Raw genomic sequence first — 20748 nt, 5'->3', positions numbered from 1 at the left:
GGCGCGGTCAATCGGTATCTGTCTACACGTCAAAACTTTTCTGGATGATCATGGAAACACCGGCGTCGAGCATTGATACTTCCGGCCGACCAGCCAAGGCCAGGCTCGAACGGCGAATCGCACGCTTGCAAGAGCTGCTCGACTCAGGGGTGGCCGAAACCGCCCAGAACGCGCGCCGGCGAGTCTGGCAGCCGACCCCGAAGGCCGAATCGGTGTTGCAGATTGCCGTCAGATCCGGACTCTTGCGGGTCACTAAGGATCACCCAGGCCCAACCCGGATCCAGCGTGTGAGCGCCTCCAAGAGCGCCGCACTACAGGTGCTCCTGCTCGCGCTGTTCGAGCAGCAGGTGCGCTCACCGCAAACCAAGTATTCCCGCACTCGCCTTCCCATCAGCTACAACGACAATCCGCTTATGTCGACCTGGGTGGAGTTCACAGCCTTGCCGACCGTCGACTCGACGAAGAGGCGAACCCACCCCCGTACGGCGAAGGCCAATCGGGAGCGGCAGATCAAGCGCGCGCTCGATCGCCTCGCCGCCTGCGGCCGGGTGGAAATCGAGCCCGTGCGTGTTCACGGCCGCTACGAGGGATTCGCGCTGCTCGACGAGGGCACGAACAACGGCCAGGGGAACGGCACCACCTACTACGCCCGGCCTAACCTCGGCAGAGGAAAAGCCAGGCGGCGGGTAGTCACTATCCCTGTCGAGTTTTTCCTTAACGGCTGGATAGACGCGTTGTCCGACAACGAGGTCATCACCTATCTCGTGCTACGGCTGATGGCGCAGGCGTTCCCCGACCGACACGCGGATGGCGGCGTGTTCCTGCCCCAGGCAATCCGGCTCGACCTCTTCAACCTTGATCGCGGCTTCGAGGCCCACCGGACGCTCTCCCGGTACTGCTTGATCGACACCATCCGGGACGAGCGACGTAGCGCCGACGGCACCATGGAGAATTTCGAGGAGGTCGGCGCCGGCCAAATCCACCGGTTCAAGTTGGACGACAGCATGCTGACCCAACCCGCGATCCCTCGTGTGATCACCTCGCTCACCCGGTTCGCGCAAGGTCTCGACTCCGATCTTGCAATGCTTAGCGATGCCATCGACCGCTGGACCACGCCGAAGACCACCAGCTAGCCTGCGTCTTTCACGCAGTGTGATGTAGATCTGGTCGTGAAATGGAGGAAGTGCCTGTCCTGTAAGGGAAACTTGGGCTTGCGAAGGTCCAGGGTTCTCTCACGGGAAGGCACTTCCTTGGTGCACGATAGCAAGCAGTCGCAAGTCCGGGTCACCGCGGACGGCAGTGGTCTCGTCTCTCGCGCCGGGGTAGCTCTACTACGCGAACTCACCGTCAGCACCGGGCTGGGAATCGGCTGGTCAGAAGCGCTTATCGGCACCTATGCCGGGATACCAACTCACCTGCCGGGCCGGGTATTGGCTGATCTGGCGGTGATGATCTCCGACGGCGGTGACGCACTGGCACACTTGGCGACGCTGCGAGACCAGGACAAACTGTTCGGTCCGGTGGCCAGTGACGCCACCGCGTGGCGGGTCTTGGATCGGGTCGACGACGAACATCTGGCTCGGCTGCAGTCGGTCCGCGCGGCGGCGCGGGAACGGGCCTGGGCCGCCGGAGCAGGCCCCGACCTCGCGGCCGGGCTGGTGATCGACATTGATGCGACGATCACGATCGCGCACAGTGAGAAGGAGTACGCGGCGAAAACATGGAAACGGACGTTCGGGTTCCATCCGCTGCTGGCCTACCTCGACCGCCCCGACGTCGCCGGCGGGGAAGCCTTGGCCGGGATCCTGCGACCCGGGAAAGCCGGGGCGAACACCGCCGCCGACCACATCGAGATCCTCACCATGGCCCTGTCTGCGTTGCCCGCCCATGCCCGGCCCAGCCTGGCTGATCCCGAGGCACCGCGGGTGATGGTGCGGACCGACGCTGCCGGCGCGACGCACGCCTTCGCCGCCGCGGTACGCGCCGCGGGATGCGGCTTCTCGCTCGGGTTCTCCATCGCCGCCGAGGTCCAGGCCGCCGTCCTGACGATTCCCGACCACGCGTGGATCCCGGCCTACGATCTTGACGGCCGGCCGCGGAAGGGGGCGTGGGTCGCCGAGATCACCGGCATGCTCGACCTGTCGAAATGGCCGGACCGATCGCGGGTCATCGTCCGCCGGGAACGACCACACCCCGGTGCGCAGCTGCGATTCACCGACACCGACGGGCACCGGTTCACCGCGTTCATCACCGACACCCAAGGCGGGCAACTCGCCGACCTCGAGGTCCACCACCGATCCCACGCACGGGTCGAGGACCGGATCCGCTGCGGCAAAGCCACAGGCCTGCGCAACCTGCCCTGCCGCGGCTACAACGGGAACAAAACCTGGCTCGAACTCGCGCTGACCGCCGCAGACCTGCTCACCTGGGCGCAGGCCCTGTGTTTCACCGGCGAGCTGGCCCGCTGCGAACCCGCGACCTTCCGCTACCGCATCTGCGCCATCGCCGCGAAACTCACCCGCACCGCCCGCATCCCCACCCTGCACCTCGACCGGGACTGGCCCTGGGCCGCGCACCTCGCGAACGCCTTCACCCGACTCCGCGCAGCACCCTGGCCCGACTGATTCACACCCTCTGCCCCTACAACCAAGGACCCTCGGAACCCGCCCACCGACACGACAGTCGGCTCACAACCCTGCCCACAGCAAGACTTTCAACCGAAAACCCGACCACAGCAGCAATCCCGACGAACTCACAGAACCCCATGCAAGATCGAGGCTAGATCAAGGCTTCGGATCATCCCCGCACCTGCAGGGAGCACAACGGAACGGTCGGCCTACGTCCGCTTCGACAGCGGACCATCCCTGCACCTGCGGGGAGCACGTCCGGATCGGCCTTGATCGCGTCGCGTAGCACCGGGTCATCCCCGCACCTGCGGGGAGCACACTTGCTGACCTGTGATGATAGCGCGCCCGCAGACCAATCTGCTTCGGTTTGCCTGCGGAGATCCCGCCACAGTCCAACCCTCCTGGTGTTAGCCGAGGCAGGCGGCTTTCGAGTGCACCTAGAACTGCTACAGCGTCGCGGTAGCGGCCTGACCAGCATCGACCCTTCAGTTTCGGTTACACATGCCACCGGAACCTTCTCCTGGCGAAAGAGCGCAACTGGAGCCCCGATCTACTCGGGGTGATCGCCCTGCACGGGCAAGACTTGAGGGCTAGGAAGCAGATTCCGCTGCGACTTGCGACGGCTCGCGCCATTCCGCGCGAACGACACGGGTCAGAATTCGGGAGCGCTCAGCTCCAACGCCCAGGGCTTTGCGAAGCGCCTCGGCCGAGATCGGCCGCTGGCGCAGCTCCCGATGCCGAGCATCCATCTCCCTTGCGCGCTCAATCAGGTCGTCGTCAAGTCCGGCCAGGTTCCAGCCTGATACCTCCGGTGAGACCTCCCGCACCGTGGTCATCGGCGCGCCAGCAGCAGGAGGCTGTGTGCGCTCCCGAAGGTCAGCGAGTGCCTGAAGCAAACCCGGCCCGACCTCGGACCAACCGATCAACAATAGCGGTCCCACCGCGTCGAACAAGGCCTTGCCGACCTCTCCAGCGATCAGAGGCTCGGCCACGTTCAACGCCAAGGTCGCCGCGCTCGTGAGAACAAGAAGCCGCCGCGCGGAACGCAGAACGTCAGGAGTCGCTCCCTGGGCCGCTAGGCGGCGGATCGCCAAGAGCAACGCCACAACCGTCAGGTCCACCGCAGGCGCAACCAAGGGCGCTACCCACACCGGCACGCCGAGCCGGAGAGCGAGCGCGAACACATTGCCGAACCCAAAAAGAAATGTCAGTCCGACCACGATCCCGACCATCACACTCACAGCCGACGCAACCGAATCACGCTGGTCCCCCGCCTTCACCACGCCCTCCGTCCCGCTGCGCGGCGAGCCACAGCATCTGCACCCAGCGATAGAACCCGAGACGAGCCCGCGAGGTTGGACTCAGGCCGACACCATGCGACACGACCTGACACCGCCGAGACGCCGCGGCTGTCTCGAAAAGTCTTGTCCGACCTCACTTGGCACCGTCCACCACGCCAACGTGCTGGCCCGGAACCAGCGAGGAGGTAGCGGCGACGTCATCAACCGAGAAACTGCGCTCAATCACCAACATTCCGGTCGAAGAGCGCTGGTCAGACGCGGGACCGTCTGCATGTAGCCCTGCCGGGGGCTCGAACCTGCGCCGCACGGAAGTCGTCATCGAGCATCAACACCCTGACCGCGACGACGCCGGCCGATCCCGGCGGTCGCGGAAGGTCGCAGTTCACAGCGGATGTGGTTTCGAGTGGATGCTGCACGCGCCTCGCCAGGGATTCGAACGCACATCATGGCGCCACAACCAACAGTGTTCGCTGGTGGAGGACGTGTGCGCAGTGGGCGGCTCGGTCCTCGGACACACGCATTAACCCTACGGGGTGGGCGGATGGTCACATCGACCGTCCGCTCTTTTGCGTTATAGACCATCTCCAGGCCGATCTCGCCGTAGAGCTCCTGAAGTCTCCCCGGACTCGCGTTCCCGACCTGACGTCCCAGCTCGCCGAACGCATCGACCATCGCTTCGAGTTCGGCTCTGCCGATCGACTCCTCAGCCGGAGCACGCGCCAGATCCTCCTCAGCAGCGTCGCGCTCTTCCTTCGCCCGGTTCAGCGGTTCGATCAGGGCTCTGGGGTCCGCACCTGCTTCGATCGCCTCCTGAAGTCTTGCGAGTCGCGTCTTGGCCTGCGAGAGCCGCCGTCGCGCTTCCTCGGATCGCTCCGGGTTCACAGCGACCTCGCCTGCCACTCCGAGCATCGCAAGCACCGTCTTCTCGCGTTGTTCTGGAGAGAAGACCTGGCTGATGTACCCGTTGACCGGCTCGATAACGGCAGCCTCGGGCATGTACACGTTCTTCGGGTGGTCCACGAGAGCCGTTGAGCCGGGTACGAGTGTCCGCGCAGCACACCGGTAGTAGATCCGGCTCTCGCGAGGCGTCCCTTCCATCTTGCGCAGACAGTGCCCACACCGAACCCGGCCACGGAACGCGTACACCCACTTCGTGGGCCGCGGTCCGCGCTCCAGCTTCCGGCGAGCAGCCAGGCCGCCCGCCGCCCGTGACCGCCTGACCAACTGGACTTCAGTGAAATCCTCGACCGAGACGATCTTGGGATGCGCCGGCTTACGCGAACGCACGACACGATCCGGTGCCGCCCTCCGGAACCTGGTCACGTTGCCCGCGGCGACATCATCCGGGTTCAGCAGCATCTCTTGCCGGGACCATCGCCCGAAGAACGCGTAGCCCGTGTACCGGGGGTTCTCCAGGATCGACCGAATCGTGCTTCCTTGCCAGCCGTCCGCGAGTCGATGACGGTTCTGATCCGGCCGCCGCGCGGAGGGACACGGCACGCCATCGCGATTGAGCCCGTTCGCGATCGCCCGATCCCCCTTGCCGTTCAAATACTCCTCGAAGATTCGACGAACAACGTCAGCCGACTCGTCCGGCACCAACACTCGCAACCGAAAGCCTTCAGCCGCCTTCCTCGGGTTCGGGTGCGGACCGGCATCGGTCACGACGTATCCGTACGGCGCTCGCCCTCCCTGATGTCGCCCTTCGTTGAGCACCTGGGCATCCATCGCCGCCCGCACTCGAGCTTGAACGTGCTGCCGCTCCGACTCGCTCATCCCTCCGAGCACGCTCATGAGCATCTTGTGTGAAGGGTTCCGCGGGTCGAACCTCCCACCCAGTTCAGGAACCCACAGTTCGACGCCGTAGGCAGCGAATCGAGGCGCGATCAGAGAGAACTGGTTACCGAACCAGCACCGTGTTCCCTCACCGACCACAACGGCGTTCCAAGTGCGCCGCGGCTCCTTCAGCTCGGCGAGTAGCCGCGAAGCCTCCCGTCGCCGTTCCCACGGCACCGAGCGCGACTGCCCGATGTCGAAGAACTCGGCCGCTATGTGACCGCCCATCGGCTCGACGAACTTTCGAGCGTTACCGAGCTGCCAGCCAAGAGACGTCTCCGGGTCCTGGTTGTCCTCGGTCGAACATCGACCGTAGAACGCGACAGCACCGATCCCGTCGTCGACCGGCTCAACAGCCTGGACTCCCAGGATCTCGTCCAGCGTCGCCCACGGGTCATTGATGAAATCAGCCGCCATGCTCGGCCCCCTCTGTCCGGTCTAGCAAGTGAACCTCGCTCAACTCGATCAAGATCGCCAGGAGCGCACGGGCAGCGGCTGGCGTCATGTCGAACATCTCACCTGGCAGAGTAACCTTAACTGGCTCCACACCCGAAGGACTTGTACTCATGCGCGGCCGCCGTCGTCGCCGCTCCCGTATCGCCTGGTCAGCTCGGTTATAGCACTCTTGATTTCAGCTGTTAGATACCCGCGGACCTGCCGTGTCTCGCCGTTTTCGGTCGTGATCCGATCCCGCGTCGGCCGGCATCCCGCCTCGCTCATTTGCTGCGCGAGCGTCATCCGGTCGATCTTCAGCGCGTCCAAAAGCTCCGCAGTCGGCACGAACTCGCGACCCTCGGGACCAAGGTCGCCGCCGAAGTAGTCGACGATCGATGCGAACGGTTCAGGCAACGCGCCAACCGCGTCACCACCGCCACCTGCACCGATTTCCCTGACCACCGCAGCGTGGTCGAGCACTGGCGTCACGTCCAGGCCTGCCGCGTGCCCGGTCAACGTTCCAGCTGCTTCGCGCAGCGCCCGTCCCTGCTCGCAGATCGTCCGCCAGTCCTCGTTCGGCATGTAGTAGGTCCGGACGGTCATCGCGAGCACATCGGCCCCGGCCGCAGTGTCACCGTCCGGGCGCAGGATGCCCACGCCCTTGTGCGACGGCAGCAGCCGAGACGAATCGAACCCGCGCGTGTTCATCTGCTCGCCGAGCACGATGTTCGAGTCGCGCCAGTCCATCACCCGGAGCGCGAACCGCGATCCGAGCACCGCGCGTAAGCCGGACGGAATCGTCTTCGAGTCCGGCCGCTGCGTCGCCAGTACAAGCACGATCCCGGCAGCTGGCCCCTTCTTCGCCAACCACGTCAGCAACTCGCCGACGTACTCGCCCGCCGTCAGCCTCTTCCCCCGCACCTCAATAGATGTGCGGTCCTCAAGCGGAACTTGGACCTCATCGATGAAGATCGCCGTAATCGGCATGTCCAGCGCCTTGTCACGAGACATCTCCGGCGTGACCTTCGACTCCGGGCACGTCAGGTCATCGAGATCCCGCATCCGCCGAAACCTCGACTGAACCTCTGCGACCAGCTCGGCGAGCCAGCCGATGAGGGTCAGGACATGCTCGGATTCGTCGCCCGCCATGAACCGATGCGCGACCTTGCCGGCCGAGTCCCAGTCCTTGCCCGCCTTGAAGTCCGCGACGTACAGCCGCACCCACGCGTCCAGGATGAGTCCAGAAGCAGCGAGCCTGGCAGCGAATGTCTTTCCCTGCCGCGGAATCGCGCCCACGAGCAACGACGTCCACACCAGAGGGAGATCGATCCGCCGATCCCGCGCGTCTCGCCCGAAGGGCACCGGACGCCACGCATCCCACTGGGCCGCTCCGAGTAGCGGCGTCCGTAGCGGTGGCGACGCGTACGGGTCTTCGTCGGCAACCCACATCGAGACCCGGCCAGCGTGACCACCGTTGCCTCGGACGCGTTCCACGATGAGCTGCACCTCATCGACCGCCAAGGCTGACGCGAGCGCGTCCCGGTTCTTCACGACATCCGCGGCCTTGCGGGTGGCGGGGAGGTCGACCGTGACGGCCCAGCCATCACCGACCCGAGTTGCCCGCTCGACCAGCCTCAGCGACTCGTCCTTGCCGATGAGCTTCGCATCCCGAAACGCGTCCACCAGCACCTGCGGATCCATCGTCCATGTCAGCGTGCGCGGACCTGCGAGCGCAGGTTTCCTTCCCGGACGCCCGTCTTTGCGTCGACCAAGAATCGCCAAGGCGACCGATACACCTGCCCCCGCGATCCACAGTGGATCGGCGCCGTACAGGAGATCCACCATCGCGACCGCCAGAGCAACAACGGCGAGCACCAAGCCCGTGACTTTCCAGCGGAACAGCGTGAGCCCGCGAATCTCCGTGAACTTGTCGGCCAGCTTCTCGGACTCCTCCGCAGCAGCCCTATAGTCCCGCACCGTCACCCAGCCACGCCACCACCGCGCACCGACCATTACCCCACGGACAACCGCCTCGAGGAAGCGCACCGGCGACATGACCAGCCAGGCAACCGCGTCCTTCGCGGCCTGAACCGCTTGCGGTTTGCTCTTGAGCCACAACGGCACGCGTTGCGAGTGCAGCCACCACATCACCAGCCGGTTGCGACGTGCGCGCCGACGTGGCTGCGGCAACGTGTCATCGATCAGCTCGCCATCCAGCACTGGATCTGCCTTCACTGGCAGTGCGTCCGACTCAGTCATCGGCCACCTCCGCGCGCAACGCACGCGCCAACCGCGGCGACAGCCCGCGCGAACATCCGGTCGCCTGCCGAATCCACGCCGGCGTGACGTCGACATCGGGTGTCCAGCGTCGCCGAGCGTCCGCCAGGTAGTCGGCGAACAGCTTCCGGCGCCCGGCGTTCATGGACTCGTCCTGAACAGCTCGCCGTTCACCGGCAGCCGCGATGGCAGCATCGGTCAGCTTGTCGCGCAGATCAGTGATCGCCTCGACCGCGGCGAAGACGACCAGCGGAGGCACCGAGTGAAGGACGATCGCCGCTGGATCTCCATCCGCATAGGACGTCCACGTGTTCATGACGTAGGTAGCGGCGAGCGTGAACCACTTCGCCCGCCGAACCCATTTACCGGTGCGAACCTGGTACCGGGCAGTCACCTGCTCCGCGCGAAGGATCGCTAGTAGTACGAGGGACACCGTCGGGTCCAGGACCCACGCAGCCAGCCACGGCAGCGACCACGGCTGGGTCCCTGTCGATGCGAAGGTCTGGACGTTCGTCATCGTGAACGCCAGTCCGAGGACAATCCCGGTCCAGCACATCCAGTCGACCTGCCGACGTACCCGTTCGATCCGGAGCGCCACGACGTCCGGATCGGTCTCGTACGCCCGCACCTCTGCGGCTTCGGCCGCGTCCTGGACCAGACGTTGCGCCCGCGTCATCGGCGACCACCCCGCTTCGAGGTGTCGATGGTCGTCACGGTCATAGCACGAGTCAGCGCATGAGACGCGAACAGCGCGGGCAGTCCGAGTACCGCGAGGCGCAGCCAGGAACTGCTCGGATGTGAGATGACGACCCACTGAACAGCCACGATCAACCCGGCATTGAAAACCACGCGGCCGGCCAAGGAGACCAGACGTGCTCCACTGCGTGTCTTCTCCGCCGCGGCCTTCGCCCGGCGAGCGCCGGCCCTCCAAACCCAGAGCAGCACGACGAGCGCGCCGAGTCCGGCGAGTATCTGCGTTGGCGTCAAGCTGAGGCCGCTCATCGCGCACCTCGCTCGATCCGTTCACCGCGTCGAAGCCAGTGCGGATGAAGCTCCCGACGATCGTCGTCGGTCATCCCGCCCCAGACACCGGCCGTGTCCGTCCCGGCAGTACGCAGCTCCAGTTCCAGACACTCGTGCCGGACCGGACATCCTCCGCACAGTCGGTCGGCGAGCTGCTGATCGGTCTGCGCCGGCGGCGGTCCGCCCTCCGCCGAAGGCCACATGCAGACCCCTTCGCTGGTGACGATGGCGGTCAGGACGTCCGAGGGGATCCACCGCAGGCGGTCCAGCCGCCACGCGATCCCGATCAGCCGGAGGTCATCGGCGTGCATGCCGCACCTCCGTCCTGCTTCGTGGTGCCGAGCAGCCGAGCGAGTTCGGGCGACGACACCCGCAGACCGGACCGCGAGCGAATCGCCCTCAGCTGCCCGGGACGGATCGCCCGGCTCGCAGCCGAGCGCGAAATACCCAGAATCCAGGCGGCTTGCTGAATGGTGTGGAAAGTCATTTGCGAGTTCATAAGAAAGACCAATCTGATGATTTCAAGACTATGTTGTTGATTTCAGCGCTTCAAAAGGCGCGTTAGTCCGACGCGCCGCCGCTAATGCGCTAGGCGACGCGATAAAAGCTCGATGAGCCGCTAATCTCAGCGCTGAGGCGGAGCGCGGAGGGATACGTGTCGGAAGACTGGGCGGCAGTCGCGAAGGCGATCAACATGCGCGTCAACGAACTCGGCTGGCGGCAACGCGAGCTGGCCGAGCGGTCGCATGTGTCGCAGGCGATCGTGCGCGAGTTGCAGCACCACACTGTGGAGCGTCGACGGAGCGCCCGCACGCTCGAAGCGCTGTCGACGACGTTGGGCTGGCACCCGCAGCATCTGTTGGCAGTGCTGCAAAATCGCACTCCGCCGCACCCAGACGAGCCGGCCGACGACGGGCATGACCTCTGGCCTCGACTGGACGCGCTCGAGCAGCGGCTGGCCGAGCTCACCGAGCGTCTCGAAGACGTTCAGTCGAACCTCGCGATCGTGGTCGAGCATGTCCGCTCGAAGCGTTGAAGGCGGACGATTCGGGCTGTTGATCCAGGTGATTTCCATACCTAGAATTCAAGGCCGAATCGGCGCACGATCCCATGCACAACCAGTGCGGAGGCACTGCACAACCACTGCACAACCACTGCATATCCGCTGCATATCGGCTCATCGGTGCACCGATGAGCCGAGCCAACGAATGGACCGGTCGATCAGCGTCGGCACTTCAAGCCGCACTGAGATTGAGCAATGAGCGGTTCGCCGAGAGGCTGGGCGTCGCCGCACGCACCGTGGCGTCATGGCGCAAGAAGCCGGACCTGGTCCAGCAGTCCGAGATGCAACAGGTGCTCGACACCGCGTTTGAGCAAGCGTCGGAGGCGGAGCGTGCGCGCTTCGCCGAACTGGTCGGCGAAGCGCCCGCCGTCCAGGCGGTATCGGGCATCACCGAGGACGAGCGGCTTACGACTGATCCGCACATCGGGGTAGCTCTCGAATGGCTCGACCGCTCAGCCCGCTGGACTCCCGGCGCAGCTCGCCGCGCGGTCGCTGCGCGCGTCGCCGACGTGACCGTCCAAGACCTCCACAACCGCGGAACCCGACGGAGTTGGGTGAGCCAGCGGGAGGTCGTCGACGCTCTCCGCCAGTACTACGGGCATCAAATCGAGAATCACGGTCTGTACGGCGCGCGACTCGGCGCTGACACCGTGAACACCAGCGTCCTGACCTGCTTCGATTGGCTGGATGTGGCCTGCGAGCTGCGGCCAGAGCAAGAGCGGTTCACAGCAACGAATACCCGGCCGGACGCGAGCCTCGAACTCGATGAACGCGCGGCGGGTCTCGCCGTTCAGCGCCTGGCGGAGACGCTGGCCATGAACACCCGCCTCGTGAACAGTCCGATCTACCGCCTGCTCGGCACGGACATCCGCAAACACCAGCTCGGCGGCTCGTTCGGCGTCACTCACTTCGCGCACTACGCGCTGACGATGGACCTGCTCGAAGGCGAACTCATGGACGCCATCGCGGCCGGCTCATCGTCCATGCCACTTCGCGACCGACACCTACCTGACCTTCGATCAGTGCTCGACGTCGCCAACCGGCTCTGCGCGGGAGGCGTACTCGCACTCACCGCCATCGCGCGCCCGGCTGACCCGTACCGGGGCGACGCGGACTATCTCCTGCTCGTACAGGAGCGTTCAGGCCACGTTCTGAACGCCGCGCGACGGCTCGCAGTGATCCCAAAGGGCTTTCACCAGCCACTGACCGACGTCCGCCGGGACGCTCAGGTGGGCGCGACGCTCCGGCGAGAGTTGGAAGAAGAGCTGTTCGGACGCCCGGACATCGACAACACGCTCGGCGAGATGCTGACAGCGGACCCCATGCACCCGGCACGCCACTCCGAACCGATGCGCTGGCTGACCGAGCAACCAGGGCGGCTGCGGATGGAGTCGACGGGTTTCGGCCTGAACCTGGTCAGCGGAAACTACGAATTCGCCAGCTTGATCGTCATCGACGATGAAGAATTCTGGCAACGCTACGGCGGCATGGTCGAAGCGAACTGGGAATCGGCGACACTTCGCCAGTATTCAACTACCGATACAGATCTCGTCACCGAGCTACTCAGTGATGTAGCGTGGAGCAATGAGGGTCTCTTCGCGATGATGCAGGGCTTACGACGCCTGGCGGAAATCGGAGGAGAACGTGTGAAGTTACCGCCGATCGAATGGGAGCTCAGCAAGTGAGCGACGGCTGGACCGCCGGAAACGCCAACGAAGACGCAGCTGACACCCGCGGCTGGTTGGTCGGGCACTTCATCGACCCGTCCCAAGGCGTACGTTCGTCGAAAGACGTAGAAGTCAAGTGGGCCAACCATCCTGCTGGCGACAAGCGCCCAGAGTGGACATCCGATGACCAGCGGACCACGCTCGTTCTGCTCATCTCCGGCGAGTTCCGCGTCGATGTCACCGGCGGCGGCAAGACCATGACCCGGCAAGGCGACTACGTCATGTGGGGACCAGGAGTCGACCATTCATGGGAAGCAATTGCAGACTCGGTTGTCATGACCGTGCGCTGGCCCTCAGCGACGTAGTTCAACGCCCGGAAGTGTCAACCGATCGCCGCCAATTTCGGCGAGCCGGCGCAACCCCTGGAGCAGCGAGAACAAACCTTCATTGCTCCACGATTCATCGGCAATCAGTCCGCCGATCAAATCGCCGTCGAGCGTCGAATACGAGCGCAACTCAGTCGACTCCCAATTTGCCTCTACCTCGCCGCCGAAGCGAGACCAGAACTCATCGTCGTCGATGACGACCAAGCTGGCGAACTCGTAGTTCCCGCTGACGAGGTTGAGACCGAACCCGGTGCACTCCATCCGTAGCCGCCCCGGTTGCTCGGTCAGCCACTTCATCGGCGCGGACAACCTGCGCGGATGCATCGGATCAGCTGCCCTCTGGCTGCCCGCGGTGTTGTCGACATCGATCCGCCCGAACAGCTCGTTCTCCAGCGCACGCCGCAGGGTTGCGCCGATCCGGGCATCCGCGCGTTGATCAGTCGATGGCCGGTGGAACGCCTTCGGGATCACGGCCAAGCTTCCGGCTGCGTTCAGCACGTTCCTGGACCGCTCCTGGATGAGCAGCAGGTAGTCGCGACCACCGCGATACGGGTCCGCAGGCCGAGCGATCGCGGTCAATGCAAGCACGCCGCCAGCGCACAACCGGCCGGCTAGGTCGAGCACCGTCGCGAGGTCCGGCAAGTACTTGTCCCGCAGGGGCGCGTGGCCCGGACTTAGGTTCTTACCCGCCGCCAGAGTCTCGGACAACTCGCGCTCAAGCAGATCCAAGGTCAACGCGTACTCGACGAAAGGCACGACGTTCAAGCTGCCCGATAGAGCGCCACCGCCTACATCGAGCTCCGTCAGACGGTAGATCGGCACATCAGCCAGCCGAACGCCGCCTTCAGCCGCTTCCGCGAGCCTTCCAACGGCCGCTTTCTCGTTGATGCCGCAAGAGTGGCCCTCAAGACCAGGCCGCAGAAGCAGCTGGTCGTTCTCCGGCGTCAGCTGGCAGCCCAGGTCCAGCCACTCTGACCGACTCAGAATGCTGGTCCGGACGTATTGCTTCCCATAACGCGCCTGGTAGAGCGTGTAGTCGACAGGCGGCTCCCCGTAGTAGCTGGCCAACGCGTCGGCAGCCTGGCTCCGATCGACCCGCGGTCCGCGACGCCCGTCTGGCGACACACGTGCCCCCACCCGTTCGCGCGTAGTGCCAGGGTTCCAACCCACACGACGATCCAGCCAGCTGAACGCAGGTTCAAGCTCATGCGGCAGATCAGCCGCCGGCGAGCCGTCGATCAGCACGCGCAACTCTTCTTGGGAGCGTCCCAACACTCTCGCCAACTTCGGCCGTTGGAACGGCAGGGGCGCGAAGTCGCCTGCCTCCCAGCGAATGACCGTCCGGCGATCGACGTCCATGATCTCGGCGAGCTTCTCCTGACTCAGCCCCACAGTCTTACGAGCTGAAACCAGCCCTTCGCGTCGTCGGACGCCGATCATCGATCACCTCGCACTGCTTGACTTTCACCTGAGCATATCAGCTATATATGCAGGTGAAGGCAATACATGTCACTAGCCTGTCACCAAACTCTGACACTTCCGCCCTGGCCTCTCGGCGTTGATCAATCTTTGATGATTTCAACACATTGAGCAGACACAGGGGCGGATGAGATGAGCGAGACGCGCAGGTCACGGCGATCCCGCCTCTACGTCAGTTGGTACCGCTGTGCAGGTGACAGCCTCGATCACGCCGTCACCGATGAGGCGTTCGCCCAAGGGCTTGATCTCCAAGAGGGCTGTTACCAGGCGGTCTGCGGTCATGTTGTACTCATCGGCTCGTGCCTCGTACCGCCTGGACCTCCATGCTTCGCGTGCGTGGCGCTGCTCCGGATCCTCAACCGCCCCGCCGCTTCCACGGCTGAGCCCGGACGACACCGGAAGGCTCACCGTTGGTGCCGCCTCTTCGGCCGCCATCAGACTCCGGCCGTCCCGCAGTCGCGCCCACGTCAACGCGCGCGTGCTACCCCCGAGCGGGACGGCCGGACCACCACATCGACGAACGTAGGACAGCATCGCGCCCGCCGTTCACCAGGAACGACGAATCGCCTGACGACGGACCAGCTGATCATCGCGCCACGGACCGGCACCGCGGTTGAGTCCCAGCAGGCCGCACGTCGCCTCCCTCAGGACGGCGGTGCACCGCACAGTCCGACCACGCACTGCGGCAAACCCTTAGGCGCCGACCCACTTGAGCTGCAGAAAAGCCCAGCCGGGTCGCCCCTAGCCCTTCATCTCCGACGACCCGGCTCTCATGAGCTGACGAGTGGTGAGCAGTGATGCGGCCAACACGCCATGCGGTTCCGTCCTCCCACCGCGACCTCGACCCGCTTCTCCTCTTGCCGGTCCGCCTGTTCGTGATGTGCCTTCTCGCGAACCTGCACTGGCACGAGACCGCGGTTCTGGCAAACACACTGCGAATCAAGCCGCACTCCGTCTCTCTCCATGCCGAGCTCCTCGCCTCGGCTGGCTATGTGTCTATCCGGGTCGCTGGTCGCCGCACCAAGCTGCGTCTTACCCCGCTTGGGCTCGACCGACTGACCGGACACGTAACGGCCCTACAGGAAGTCGCCAGCACAGCCGCGCAACTCGTCACTACACGACACGGCGCTCCTCGTTCGCCGACGTGACGCTGATCGCTGTCTCTCGAAACTGCCCTTCCCATGGCCGGTACACGGCCGACGTGACGGGCGCGAAGCAAGCCGACGCAGCCGTCACACACGATGTTTCCGCAAGTAGGCCGCTATCTCGTGCCGTCACAGCGCCTGTGACGACCCAAGCCCTCGCGGGACGGCCCGCCTCCCGCAACGACCTTGAGCAGGAACCGGTGAAAGCGAAGAAGACACCGCAGCTGTCGACCGCAAAGCAGAGGGAGCTCGGCGTCGAGCTACGGCGGATCCGCATGCGCGCTGGCTACCTCGCAACTGACATGAGTCGCGTGCTCGGCTGGCCTGCCTCCACCATCTCGCGCCTGGAAAGTGGCCTCCGCAACTACCAAGCCGGCGACGTCGCCATCTACCTCGCCCGCGCGAAGGCAACCCCTCACGAACTCAACGACCTCGTGGCCCTAGACCGCCTCCCCGACAACGGCTACCAGGTCAGAAGCCACCCTGCAGGCTTCCCTGATGACCTTCCGCTCATCAAGGTGCTCGACAGCGGCAGCCAGTCCATCACGACCTACAACCCTGTCGAAATCCCAAGGCAACTCCAGATCGAGCCATACATCCGCGAAGCACTCGCCATGAATGGGCATACGGACGGTCCCGCTCTCGATACGGCAGTGCGTACGCGACTCGCCAGCCAGGCAGCATCTCTCCGGACACCTGGGCCCTTCACCTTCTACCTGCACGAAACCACGCTGCTCGCACATCCTGAAGAACCCGTCGTCAAACACGAGCAGATACTGCACCTGCTGATCACGTCGTCGCTACCTCATCGGCACATCCACCTCGTACCCGACCACTTCGCTCTGACCAGCCTCCAGACAGGTTTCACCCTGTATCGACACGATCAGCACCTTCCACTCGTTCATCACCAACAGCCAACAACCAGCCTGTTCCTCGAGAACGATCATGACGTCGCCTTCTATGAAGGTCAGCTTGAACGCATCGCCCGCGAGGCCCTAACTTGCGAACAAACCCGTGACTGGCTCATGAGTCACCTGGCCGAGCTGGAGTTAGAACTTGATCACCGGCATCGCGAGCCGAGCATCTCTCGTCCAGATCGATCACTCCGTTCGTGAGTTGAGGTAATAGAGCAGAGGCACCAACGTGCCCGATCCGAGCAGCTTTTGCTGTTGCACAAGTTGATTCACCTGCGACAACGGCACCCACTCCACCCGACCGACCTCTTCCGCGTCAGTGGGCTCGCCAATGTGCTCGGCCTTGCGCCAAAGGTGCACATCCACCGGCGCCGTGACCTGACCCGGCAATGGCTCGAAGCTGACCAGATGCTGCGGTTCACCGATCGGCCGCCAGCCAGACTCCTCAACAGCTTCTCGCACGGCCGTCCCGACAGAGTCGTCGCCAGCCTCGACCATTCCACCCAACAGTTCATAGCCCCATTGCGTCGTCGCGAACCGGTAGCGCCACAACATCAAAGCCTCGTCATGGTCGTTCACGATCAACGCGATGGCTATCCGTGCGAGATGCACCACGTGGTGATCCCAGCGCTCACCGTTCGGCGCCTTGACGTCGGTCAATCCGACCTGAACCCACCGGTTGTCGTAGACCAGCCTCTCACCGAACGTCTTCCACGACCCACGATCGTCAGTCATACCGGGAGCTTAATCTGGGTGGCGGCTCGGCTACCCACTGAACCGTCAATACCAGCTGGCTACCAAAGAAAATCACAATCTGAGTTCATGTACCTTCTGGGCGGCTGATATCAAGGATGTACGGCGCGATCTGGAACCCTGCTTCGGTGGCTTGCTGCACTTGTTCGTTGAGCTTCCGCTTCAATGCTGCGACGTCCGCTGCTTTGGTCCGCGACCAGCCATCCGGGCGCTGGGATGGAGCGATCCAGTAGACGAGGTAGATTCCGTGCCGTCGACCTTTGGGTACAAGGTATCGGTTGATCAGCTGGTTTTGCATCGCCGTTTCGAGTTCTCTGTTGTCGATGCGTTTGGCCTCTACGAGGACTCTGGCCGTCTCATTGCCAGTGGTCTTGGTGGTTGCGGTGAGGTCGATGCGAGTGCCGATGCCGGGACGGTCACGTCGCACCTGGACCTCGCGGTCGATGACCAAGTCGTTGAGACGTTCTCCGAGCCGGCGCTCGAGCCAGTCTGATATGTCGTCCTCGGTTTGTGGCTTGCCGTCGTCCCAGATCTCGCGCCAGGCGCCGCCGAGGTATCGCTGAAGTTCGTCGAGTTGCTGCAGCAGAAGGTGCTGGAGGTCGGCGTCATCACGCACCAGTCTGGCGTTGCCGCGGCTTAACAAGCGAAGCAACGCGCGAGGTGGAGTCGTCCCGAGCGATAGATCGGATTGTCTAGCTCGGGCGATCCGATAATGGTAGGCCAGCGCGTTCTTGTCGGCGTCTGAGCGGCCGTGGCTCAGCGCCGCAAGCTCCTCGCTACGACCGTCCAGCGCCATTCGTTCGAGAATGTGCCGCCGAACATCACGAGCCTGATGGTACGACGTGTGTCTGAAGCCGGATTCGAAGGGTGGATCCGTGGCGTAGGGGTGACTGTCGAGCAGTAGCCGGGCCGCGATCACCAGATGATCCGGGTCGAGCAGGGTGACGTCAAGGGTTTGGGCGGCCTCCGCCAGTTCTTCAGGCGAGGGCGTGGCGAGGGCGAGGGCATCGATGACCGAATTGGGATCAAGCTTCGCCATGTGGGTCCGAGCTCGCTGGGCGAGCGGTGAATCGGAGTCGATGAGCCGCCGGCACGTGTCCAGGGCAAGCTCGGGTGAACCGTGTCTCACCAGCAGGGTGAGCAGTTCCTCGGCAAGATCGGTCCTGGTGAGTGCGGCAAGAAGACGTTTGGTGATTCCCGAGGAAAGCTCCATCGCCAGGTGCACGTACACCGTATGCGGAGTCAGAGAGGCATCGGTCGCTGAGAGTGCGTCCAGGTGCTGAAGCGCGGCGTCGATCAGGTGCGGCCGCACGTCGGCGGGTACGGCGTCGAGCGCACGACGACGAGGCTTGATGGCGTCGTCGCCGCCGAATACGGGAGTAGCGACTATCGACGCTGCCCAGCGCGCCCATACGTCATCGGGAAGCCGATCGAGCACGGCCGGGAAGTGCTCGGCCAGCGTCATGAGCAAGTACACCCCTGACCAGTCCGGCAACGTCAGCTCGGAGTTCCAGGACGTTGCCGTCCACCAGGCATGGGCCGTTGGCTGATGATTCTGCAGGTAGAGAAAGCCTCTTGTGAGGACGAGCTGTTGCTCGTCGGAGCTGAGCTGGGCCCAGCCAGGTCGTTGGGTGATGTCCGCGGCGGTGCCCTCGTGGATGTCTTTGTCAGCCAGCAGCCACGGGATACGCCACCATGATTCGAGTTCCGTGTCGAGCCCTGCCAGCACCATACGGAGTTCTTGTTGTACTCGCTGTTGTCGTAATGTCAGCTGTTGCCGGTACTCGTGTTCTTCTGCGGCGATACGACGATGCCGCACCACTGACTCGTGATCGACCGCTACTCCGGTGCGCAGATAGATCGTGGTCTGGTAGCCAGGGTGCCCGGGCGGCAGTCCGAGAACGCGATCAGCGACAGCGGCGGACGGGTTGTGTAGCAACTGGGGCAAGCAGTTCGCCAACGGCGCCGCGGCCTGCGGCAGGGCAGAAGGCAGCATGTCAAGGAGCCAGCTAGCGTCGTCGCTGGTTAGCAGCCCTAGCGTCAAGACTGCGTACCACGTCTCATCACCGGCGCTTGCGACATCTATAGCGATCGCCCTGCGGAACTCTGGGTCCCCATCGGCCCAGGGGATCCGCTCGAGCCGAAATTGTGGCCCATGCCAACGACCGGAACGGACCAGAGCCACGAGCAGCCTGGCAAGGCCAGTCCGAACTGATCGGTCATGAGTGTGTCGCCATGCCTGCTCGATCACGCCTACATAGAGGCGTTCGAACTGGTCATCATGGCCATCGGTCCGACACGTATATTCGGCCAGCCAAATGACAAACGCTGCAAGGTCATGGCCGGGAATTCGGCCGGGCAACGCCTCCAGGGTCTGGCGGTAGCCGCCATACAGTATTGACCTGTGCGGCCTGAGCGCTCGGGTGAGCTCGTCAATGGTCAGCAATCGGGGGTAGAGGGCATCAATAACCGCAGCGCGGACTTCGTTGTCCGGATCTGGGTCGCCCTCAGTCGGCACCCTGAGGAGTTCGCGGAGGCCGAGCAGTGTCTGGTCGTCACCAAGTTCGGCGACGGCAGCAACGGCCGCGCGGCGAGCGTAGTCGAACCAGCCTGTTTCCAGTGCAATCTGAGCCATAGCAGGTGCGATCACACGAAGGCCGCCCGCGGCGGCCAGGCGGGCGATCCACCACAACTGCAACGAGTTCGCCGGGCCGTCCGCGAGGTATTCAGTCAGCTGTTCGGCCAATCCTGCGTGCAGGAGCCCCGTACGATCAAGCCGCCAGTCAGGCTTCGCATCATCCCGAGCCGCGGCCTCAAGGAGACCCTTCACAAGCGCCGCGCGCGCTTCGTCGGACGGCAGCTCGACCACCGCCACGCTAGAGGCGAACGTCGTTGCGTTGTCCGTAAACAAGTGGACGACCAGGTCTGGAGCCAGCGCGGCCAACCAGGACGCGACGCCGATCCTCGCAGTCGGCAGCAAGCCGTTGGCATGTACTCCGAGCAGCGCCGGAATCTGAGCGACCTTGATCCCACGCTCGACAAGGTAGGCAGCAGCCAGGTACTCGAGATAGCGTTGATGCCGGAATACCACCGATCCGGCCGGTCCTGAATCGAACAACGCAGTGTCGAGCACTTCACGGTAGTCGTCGGGTTCGATCGTCCGTACGGGCTGATCCGGCTCCGCATCTGAGGGCAGTTCGTCGACCGGAAGCGTCGCGAGGTTACCCACTGGTCCGACGGTAAGCGCCTGGGTGCCCGCAAACATCGTGAAAGCACCCAATCGCCGGGCTATCTTCACCGCCCGGTCCAGCGGCAGCGATGGCCTCCTTCGTGAGTCAGTTTCACGAAGCAGGTACTCGATCTCGAAACTCATCGCGTCTGCCGCTCGCTGCGGTAACTCGCCTCGCGTGGTCCAATACCGCGCCACTGCGACGAGCTGACCGATACAGCCTGACAGCCGCCCTAGCCTGGCCTTGATCAGCGCCTCCATGAACCCGGCGGCGTCGAAGTCCGGCGAGCCGATCGCGCACTCGACCGCTTTCTCCGCGCTGTCGCGGTCCAACGGGGCCAGCTTCCACACTGTGAACGCGGGCAAAGTTCGGAATAGCGCCTGCCCCAGGGCGGCGTCCCACGCGGCGGCACGGCAAGCGAGCCGCCAGCGCATACCGCGACGTGCAGGCGCGGTCACATACTGCTCCAACCATGGCAGGAAGCGCGGTTCGACGGACGCAGCCTGGTCGAGGCCGTCTAAGGGGTCCTAACAGAATGACCTTTGGGGTGTGGTTTGATGCCGTGTCTCGTTGATCTTCGGTGAGAGGTGGGCTGGGTGGGGCAGCGGCGTC

The 20748-nt window shown here is 64.3% G+C and carries 17 protein-coding genes; 7 read left to right on the top strand and 10 right to left on the bottom strand.

The window, feature by feature from the left end; genetic code table 11:
* Positions 1-44: 44 nt before the first annotated feature.
* Positions 45-1133, top strand: coding sequence for a hypothetical protein (locus AC069H_RS27485; RefSeq protein WP_478234298.1), 1089 nt, complete (start codon positions 45-47; stop codon positions 1131-1133).
* A 117-nt stretch (positions 1134-1250) separates the two neighbouring features.
* Positions 1251-2624, top strand: coding sequence for an IS1380 family transposase (locus AC069H_RS27480; RefSeq protein WP_478234297.1), 1374 nt, complete (start codon positions 1251-1253; stop codon positions 2622-2624).
* Positions 2625-3217: 593 nt separating this feature from the next.
* On the opposite strand, the gene AC069H_RS27475 is transcribed toward AC069H_RS27480, so the two are convergent.
* The 6 genes from AC069H_RS27475 to AC069H_RS27450 all read right to left on the bottom strand — a co-directional run bounded on the left by AC069H_RS27475 (position 3218) and on the right by AC069H_RS27450 (position 9810).
* Positions 3218-3907: a hypothetical protein gene (locus AC069H_RS27475; protein ID WP_478230491.1), complete on the bottom strand. Its 690-nt coding sequence runs from the start codon at positions 3905-3907 to the stop codon at positions 3218-3220.
* Positions 3908-4243: 336 nt separating this feature from the next.
* Positions 4244-6181 carry a recombinase family protein gene (locus tag AC069H_RS27470; RefSeq protein WP_478234296.1) on the bottom strand — a complete coding sequence of 646 codons (1938 nt, stop codon included), beginning with the start codon at positions 6179-6181 and terminating at the stop codon, positions 4244-4246.
* A 147-nt stretch (positions 6182-6328) separates the two neighbouring features.
* The gene (locus AC069H_RS27465) at positions 6329-8458 is read right to left on the bottom strand and encodes a cell division protein FtsK (RefSeq protein ID WP_478234295.1); all 2130 of its coding nucleotides are present in this window, start codon (positions 8456-8458) and stop codon (positions 6329-6331) included.
* Positions 8451-9152: a hypothetical protein gene (locus AC069H_RS27460; protein WP_478234294.1), complete on the bottom strand. Its 702-nt coding sequence runs from the start codon at positions 9150-9152 to the stop codon at positions 8451-8453. Before AC069H_RS27460 ends, AC069H_RS27465 begins: the two co-directional genes overlap by 8 nt.
* The gene (locus tag AC069H_RS27455; RefSeq protein ID WP_478234293.1) at positions 9149-9478 is read right to left on the bottom strand and encodes a hypothetical protein; all 330 of its coding nucleotides are present in this window, start codon (positions 9476-9478) and stop codon (positions 9149-9151) included. Before AC069H_RS27455 ends, AC069H_RS27460 begins: the two co-directional genes overlap by 4 nt.
* A complete protein-coding gene (locus tag AC069H_RS27450; RefSeq protein WP_478234292.1) occupies positions 9475-9810 on the bottom strand; it encodes a WhiB family transcriptional regulator in 336 nt (111 codons plus the stop codon). The genes AC069H_RS27455 and AC069H_RS27450 overlap by 4 nt, the downstream gene beginning before the upstream one ends.
* 344 nt (positions 9811-10154) lie before the next feature.
* Between AC069H_RS27450 and AC069H_RS27445 the strand changes: the two genes are divergently transcribed.
* The 3 genes from AC069H_RS27445 to AC069H_RS27435 all read left to right on the top strand — a co-directional run bounded on the left by AC069H_RS27445 (position 10155) and on the right by AC069H_RS27435 (position 12594).
* Positions 10155-10535 (top strand): helix-turn-helix domain-containing protein, encoded by a 381-nt coding sequence (locus AC069H_RS27445; RefSeq protein ID WP_478234291.1) that lies wholly within the window; start codon positions 10155-10157, stop codon positions 10533-10535.
* Positions 10536-10690: 155 nt separating this feature from the next.
* On the top strand, positions 10691-12247 hold the full coding sequence (locus AC069H_RS27440) for a transcriptional regulator (RefSeq protein ID WP_478234290.1): 1557 nt from the start codon (positions 10691-10693) through the stop codon (positions 12245-12247).
* Positions 12244-12594 carry a signal peptidase I gene (locus AC069H_RS27435; protein ID WP_257487374.1) on the top strand — a complete coding sequence of 117 codons (351 nt, stop codon included), beginning with the start codon at positions 12244-12246 and terminating at the stop codon, positions 12592-12594. Before AC069H_RS27440 ends, AC069H_RS27435 begins: the two co-directional genes overlap by 4 nt.
* Here the strand turns inward: AC069H_RS27435 and AC069H_RS27430 are convergent.
* Together AC069H_RS27430 and AC069H_RS27425 are read right to left on the bottom strand one after the other, a co-directional pair.
* Positions 12583-14055 carry a helix-turn-helix transcriptional regulator gene (locus tag AC069H_RS27430; protein ID WP_478234289.1) on the bottom strand — a complete coding sequence of 491 codons (1473 nt, stop codon included), beginning with the start codon at positions 14053-14055 and terminating at the stop codon, positions 12583-12585. The genes AC069H_RS27435 and AC069H_RS27430 overlap by 12 nt on opposite strands.
* Before the next feature lie 189 nt (positions 14056-14244).
* On the bottom strand, positions 14245-14529 hold the full coding sequence (locus tag AC069H_RS27425) for a hypothetical protein (RefSeq protein ID WP_436457086.1): 285 nt from the start codon (positions 14527-14529) through the stop codon (positions 14245-14247).
* Between the two features lie 362 nt (positions 14530-14891).
* Here AC069H_RS27425 and AC069H_RS27420 point away from each other — a divergent pair, with 362 nt between their 5' ends.
* Positions 14892-15242 carry a transcriptional regulator gene (locus tag AC069H_RS27420; RefSeq protein ID WP_478234288.1) on the top strand — a complete coding sequence of 117 codons (351 nt, stop codon included), beginning with the start codon at positions 14892-14894 and terminating at the stop codon, positions 15240-15242.
* 197 nt (positions 15243-15439) lie between these two features.
* Positions 15440-16354, top strand: coding sequence for a helix-turn-helix domain-containing protein (locus AC069H_RS27415; RefSeq protein ID WP_478234287.1), 915 nt, complete (start codon positions 15440-15442; stop codon positions 16352-16354).
* Here the strand turns inward: AC069H_RS27415 and AC069H_RS27410 are convergent.
* Positions 16340-16888 (bottom strand): NUDIX hydrolase, encoded by a 549-nt coding sequence (locus AC069H_RS27410; RefSeq protein WP_478234286.1) that lies wholly within the window; start codon positions 16886-16888, stop codon positions 16340-16342. The two genes, AC069H_RS27415 and AC069H_RS27410, sit on opposite strands and share 15 nt — an antisense overlap.
* An 85-nt stretch (positions 16889-16973) precedes the next feature.
* Entirely contained in the window at positions 16974-20594 is a 3621-nt protein-coding gene (locus AC069H_RS27405; protein WP_478234285.1) for an NACHT domain-containing protein, read from the bottom strand.
* Positions 20595-20748: the final 154 nt, after the last annotated feature.

This window comes from Amycolatopsis sp. NPDC043887, assembly GCF_056435665.1.
The sequence above is the reverse complement of the archived record's forward strand: the minus strand, read 5'-3'. Positions and strand labels throughout refer to the sequence as shown.

Bases quoted from the DNA above. Each gene is read 5' to 3' on its own strand.
- AC069H_RS27425 (WP_436457086.1), bottom strand. From the start codon at position 14,529: ATGGCGGCCGAAGAGGCGGCACCAACGGTGAGCCTTCCGGTGTCGTCC.
- AC069H_RS27455 (WP_478234293.1), bottom strand. From the start codon at position 9,478: ATGAGCGGCCTCAGCTTGACGCCAACGCAGATACTCGCCGGACTCGGC.
- AC069H_RS27485 (WP_478234298.1), top strand. From the start codon at position 45: ATGATCATGGAAACACCGGCGTCGAGCATTGATACTTCCGGCCGACCA.
- AC069H_RS27470 (WP_478234296.1), bottom strand. From the start codon at position 6,181: ATGGCGGCTGATTTCATCAATGACCCGTGGGCGACGCTGGACGAGATC.
- AC069H_RS27440 (WP_478234290.1), top strand. From the start codon at position 10,691: ATGAGCCGAGCCAACGAATGGACCGGTCGATCAGCGTCGGCACTTCAA.
- AC069H_RS27420 (WP_478234288.1), top strand. From the start codon at position 14,892: ATGCGGCCAACACGCCATGCGGTTCCGTCCTCCCACCGCGACCTCGAC.
- AC069H_RS27410 (WP_478234286.1), bottom strand. From the start codon at position 16,888: ATGACTGACGATCGTGGGTCGTGGAAGACGTTCGGTGAGAGGCTGGTC.
- AC069H_RS27430 (WP_478234289.1), bottom strand. From the start codon at position 14,055: ATGATCGGCGTCCGACGACGCGAAGGGCTGGTTTCAGCTCGTAAGACT.
- AC069H_RS27450 (WP_478234292.1), bottom strand. From the start codon at position 9,810: ATGCACGCCGATGACCTCCGGCTGATCGGGATCGCGTGGCGGCTGGAC.
- AC069H_RS27465 (WP_478234295.1), bottom strand. From the start codon at position 8,458: ATGACTGAGTCGGACGCACTGCCAGTGAAGGCAGATCCAGTGCTGGAT.
- AC069H_RS27460 (WP_478234294.1), bottom strand. From the start codon at position 9,152: ATGACGCGGGCGCAACGTCTGGTCCAGGACGCGGCCGAAGCCGCAGAG.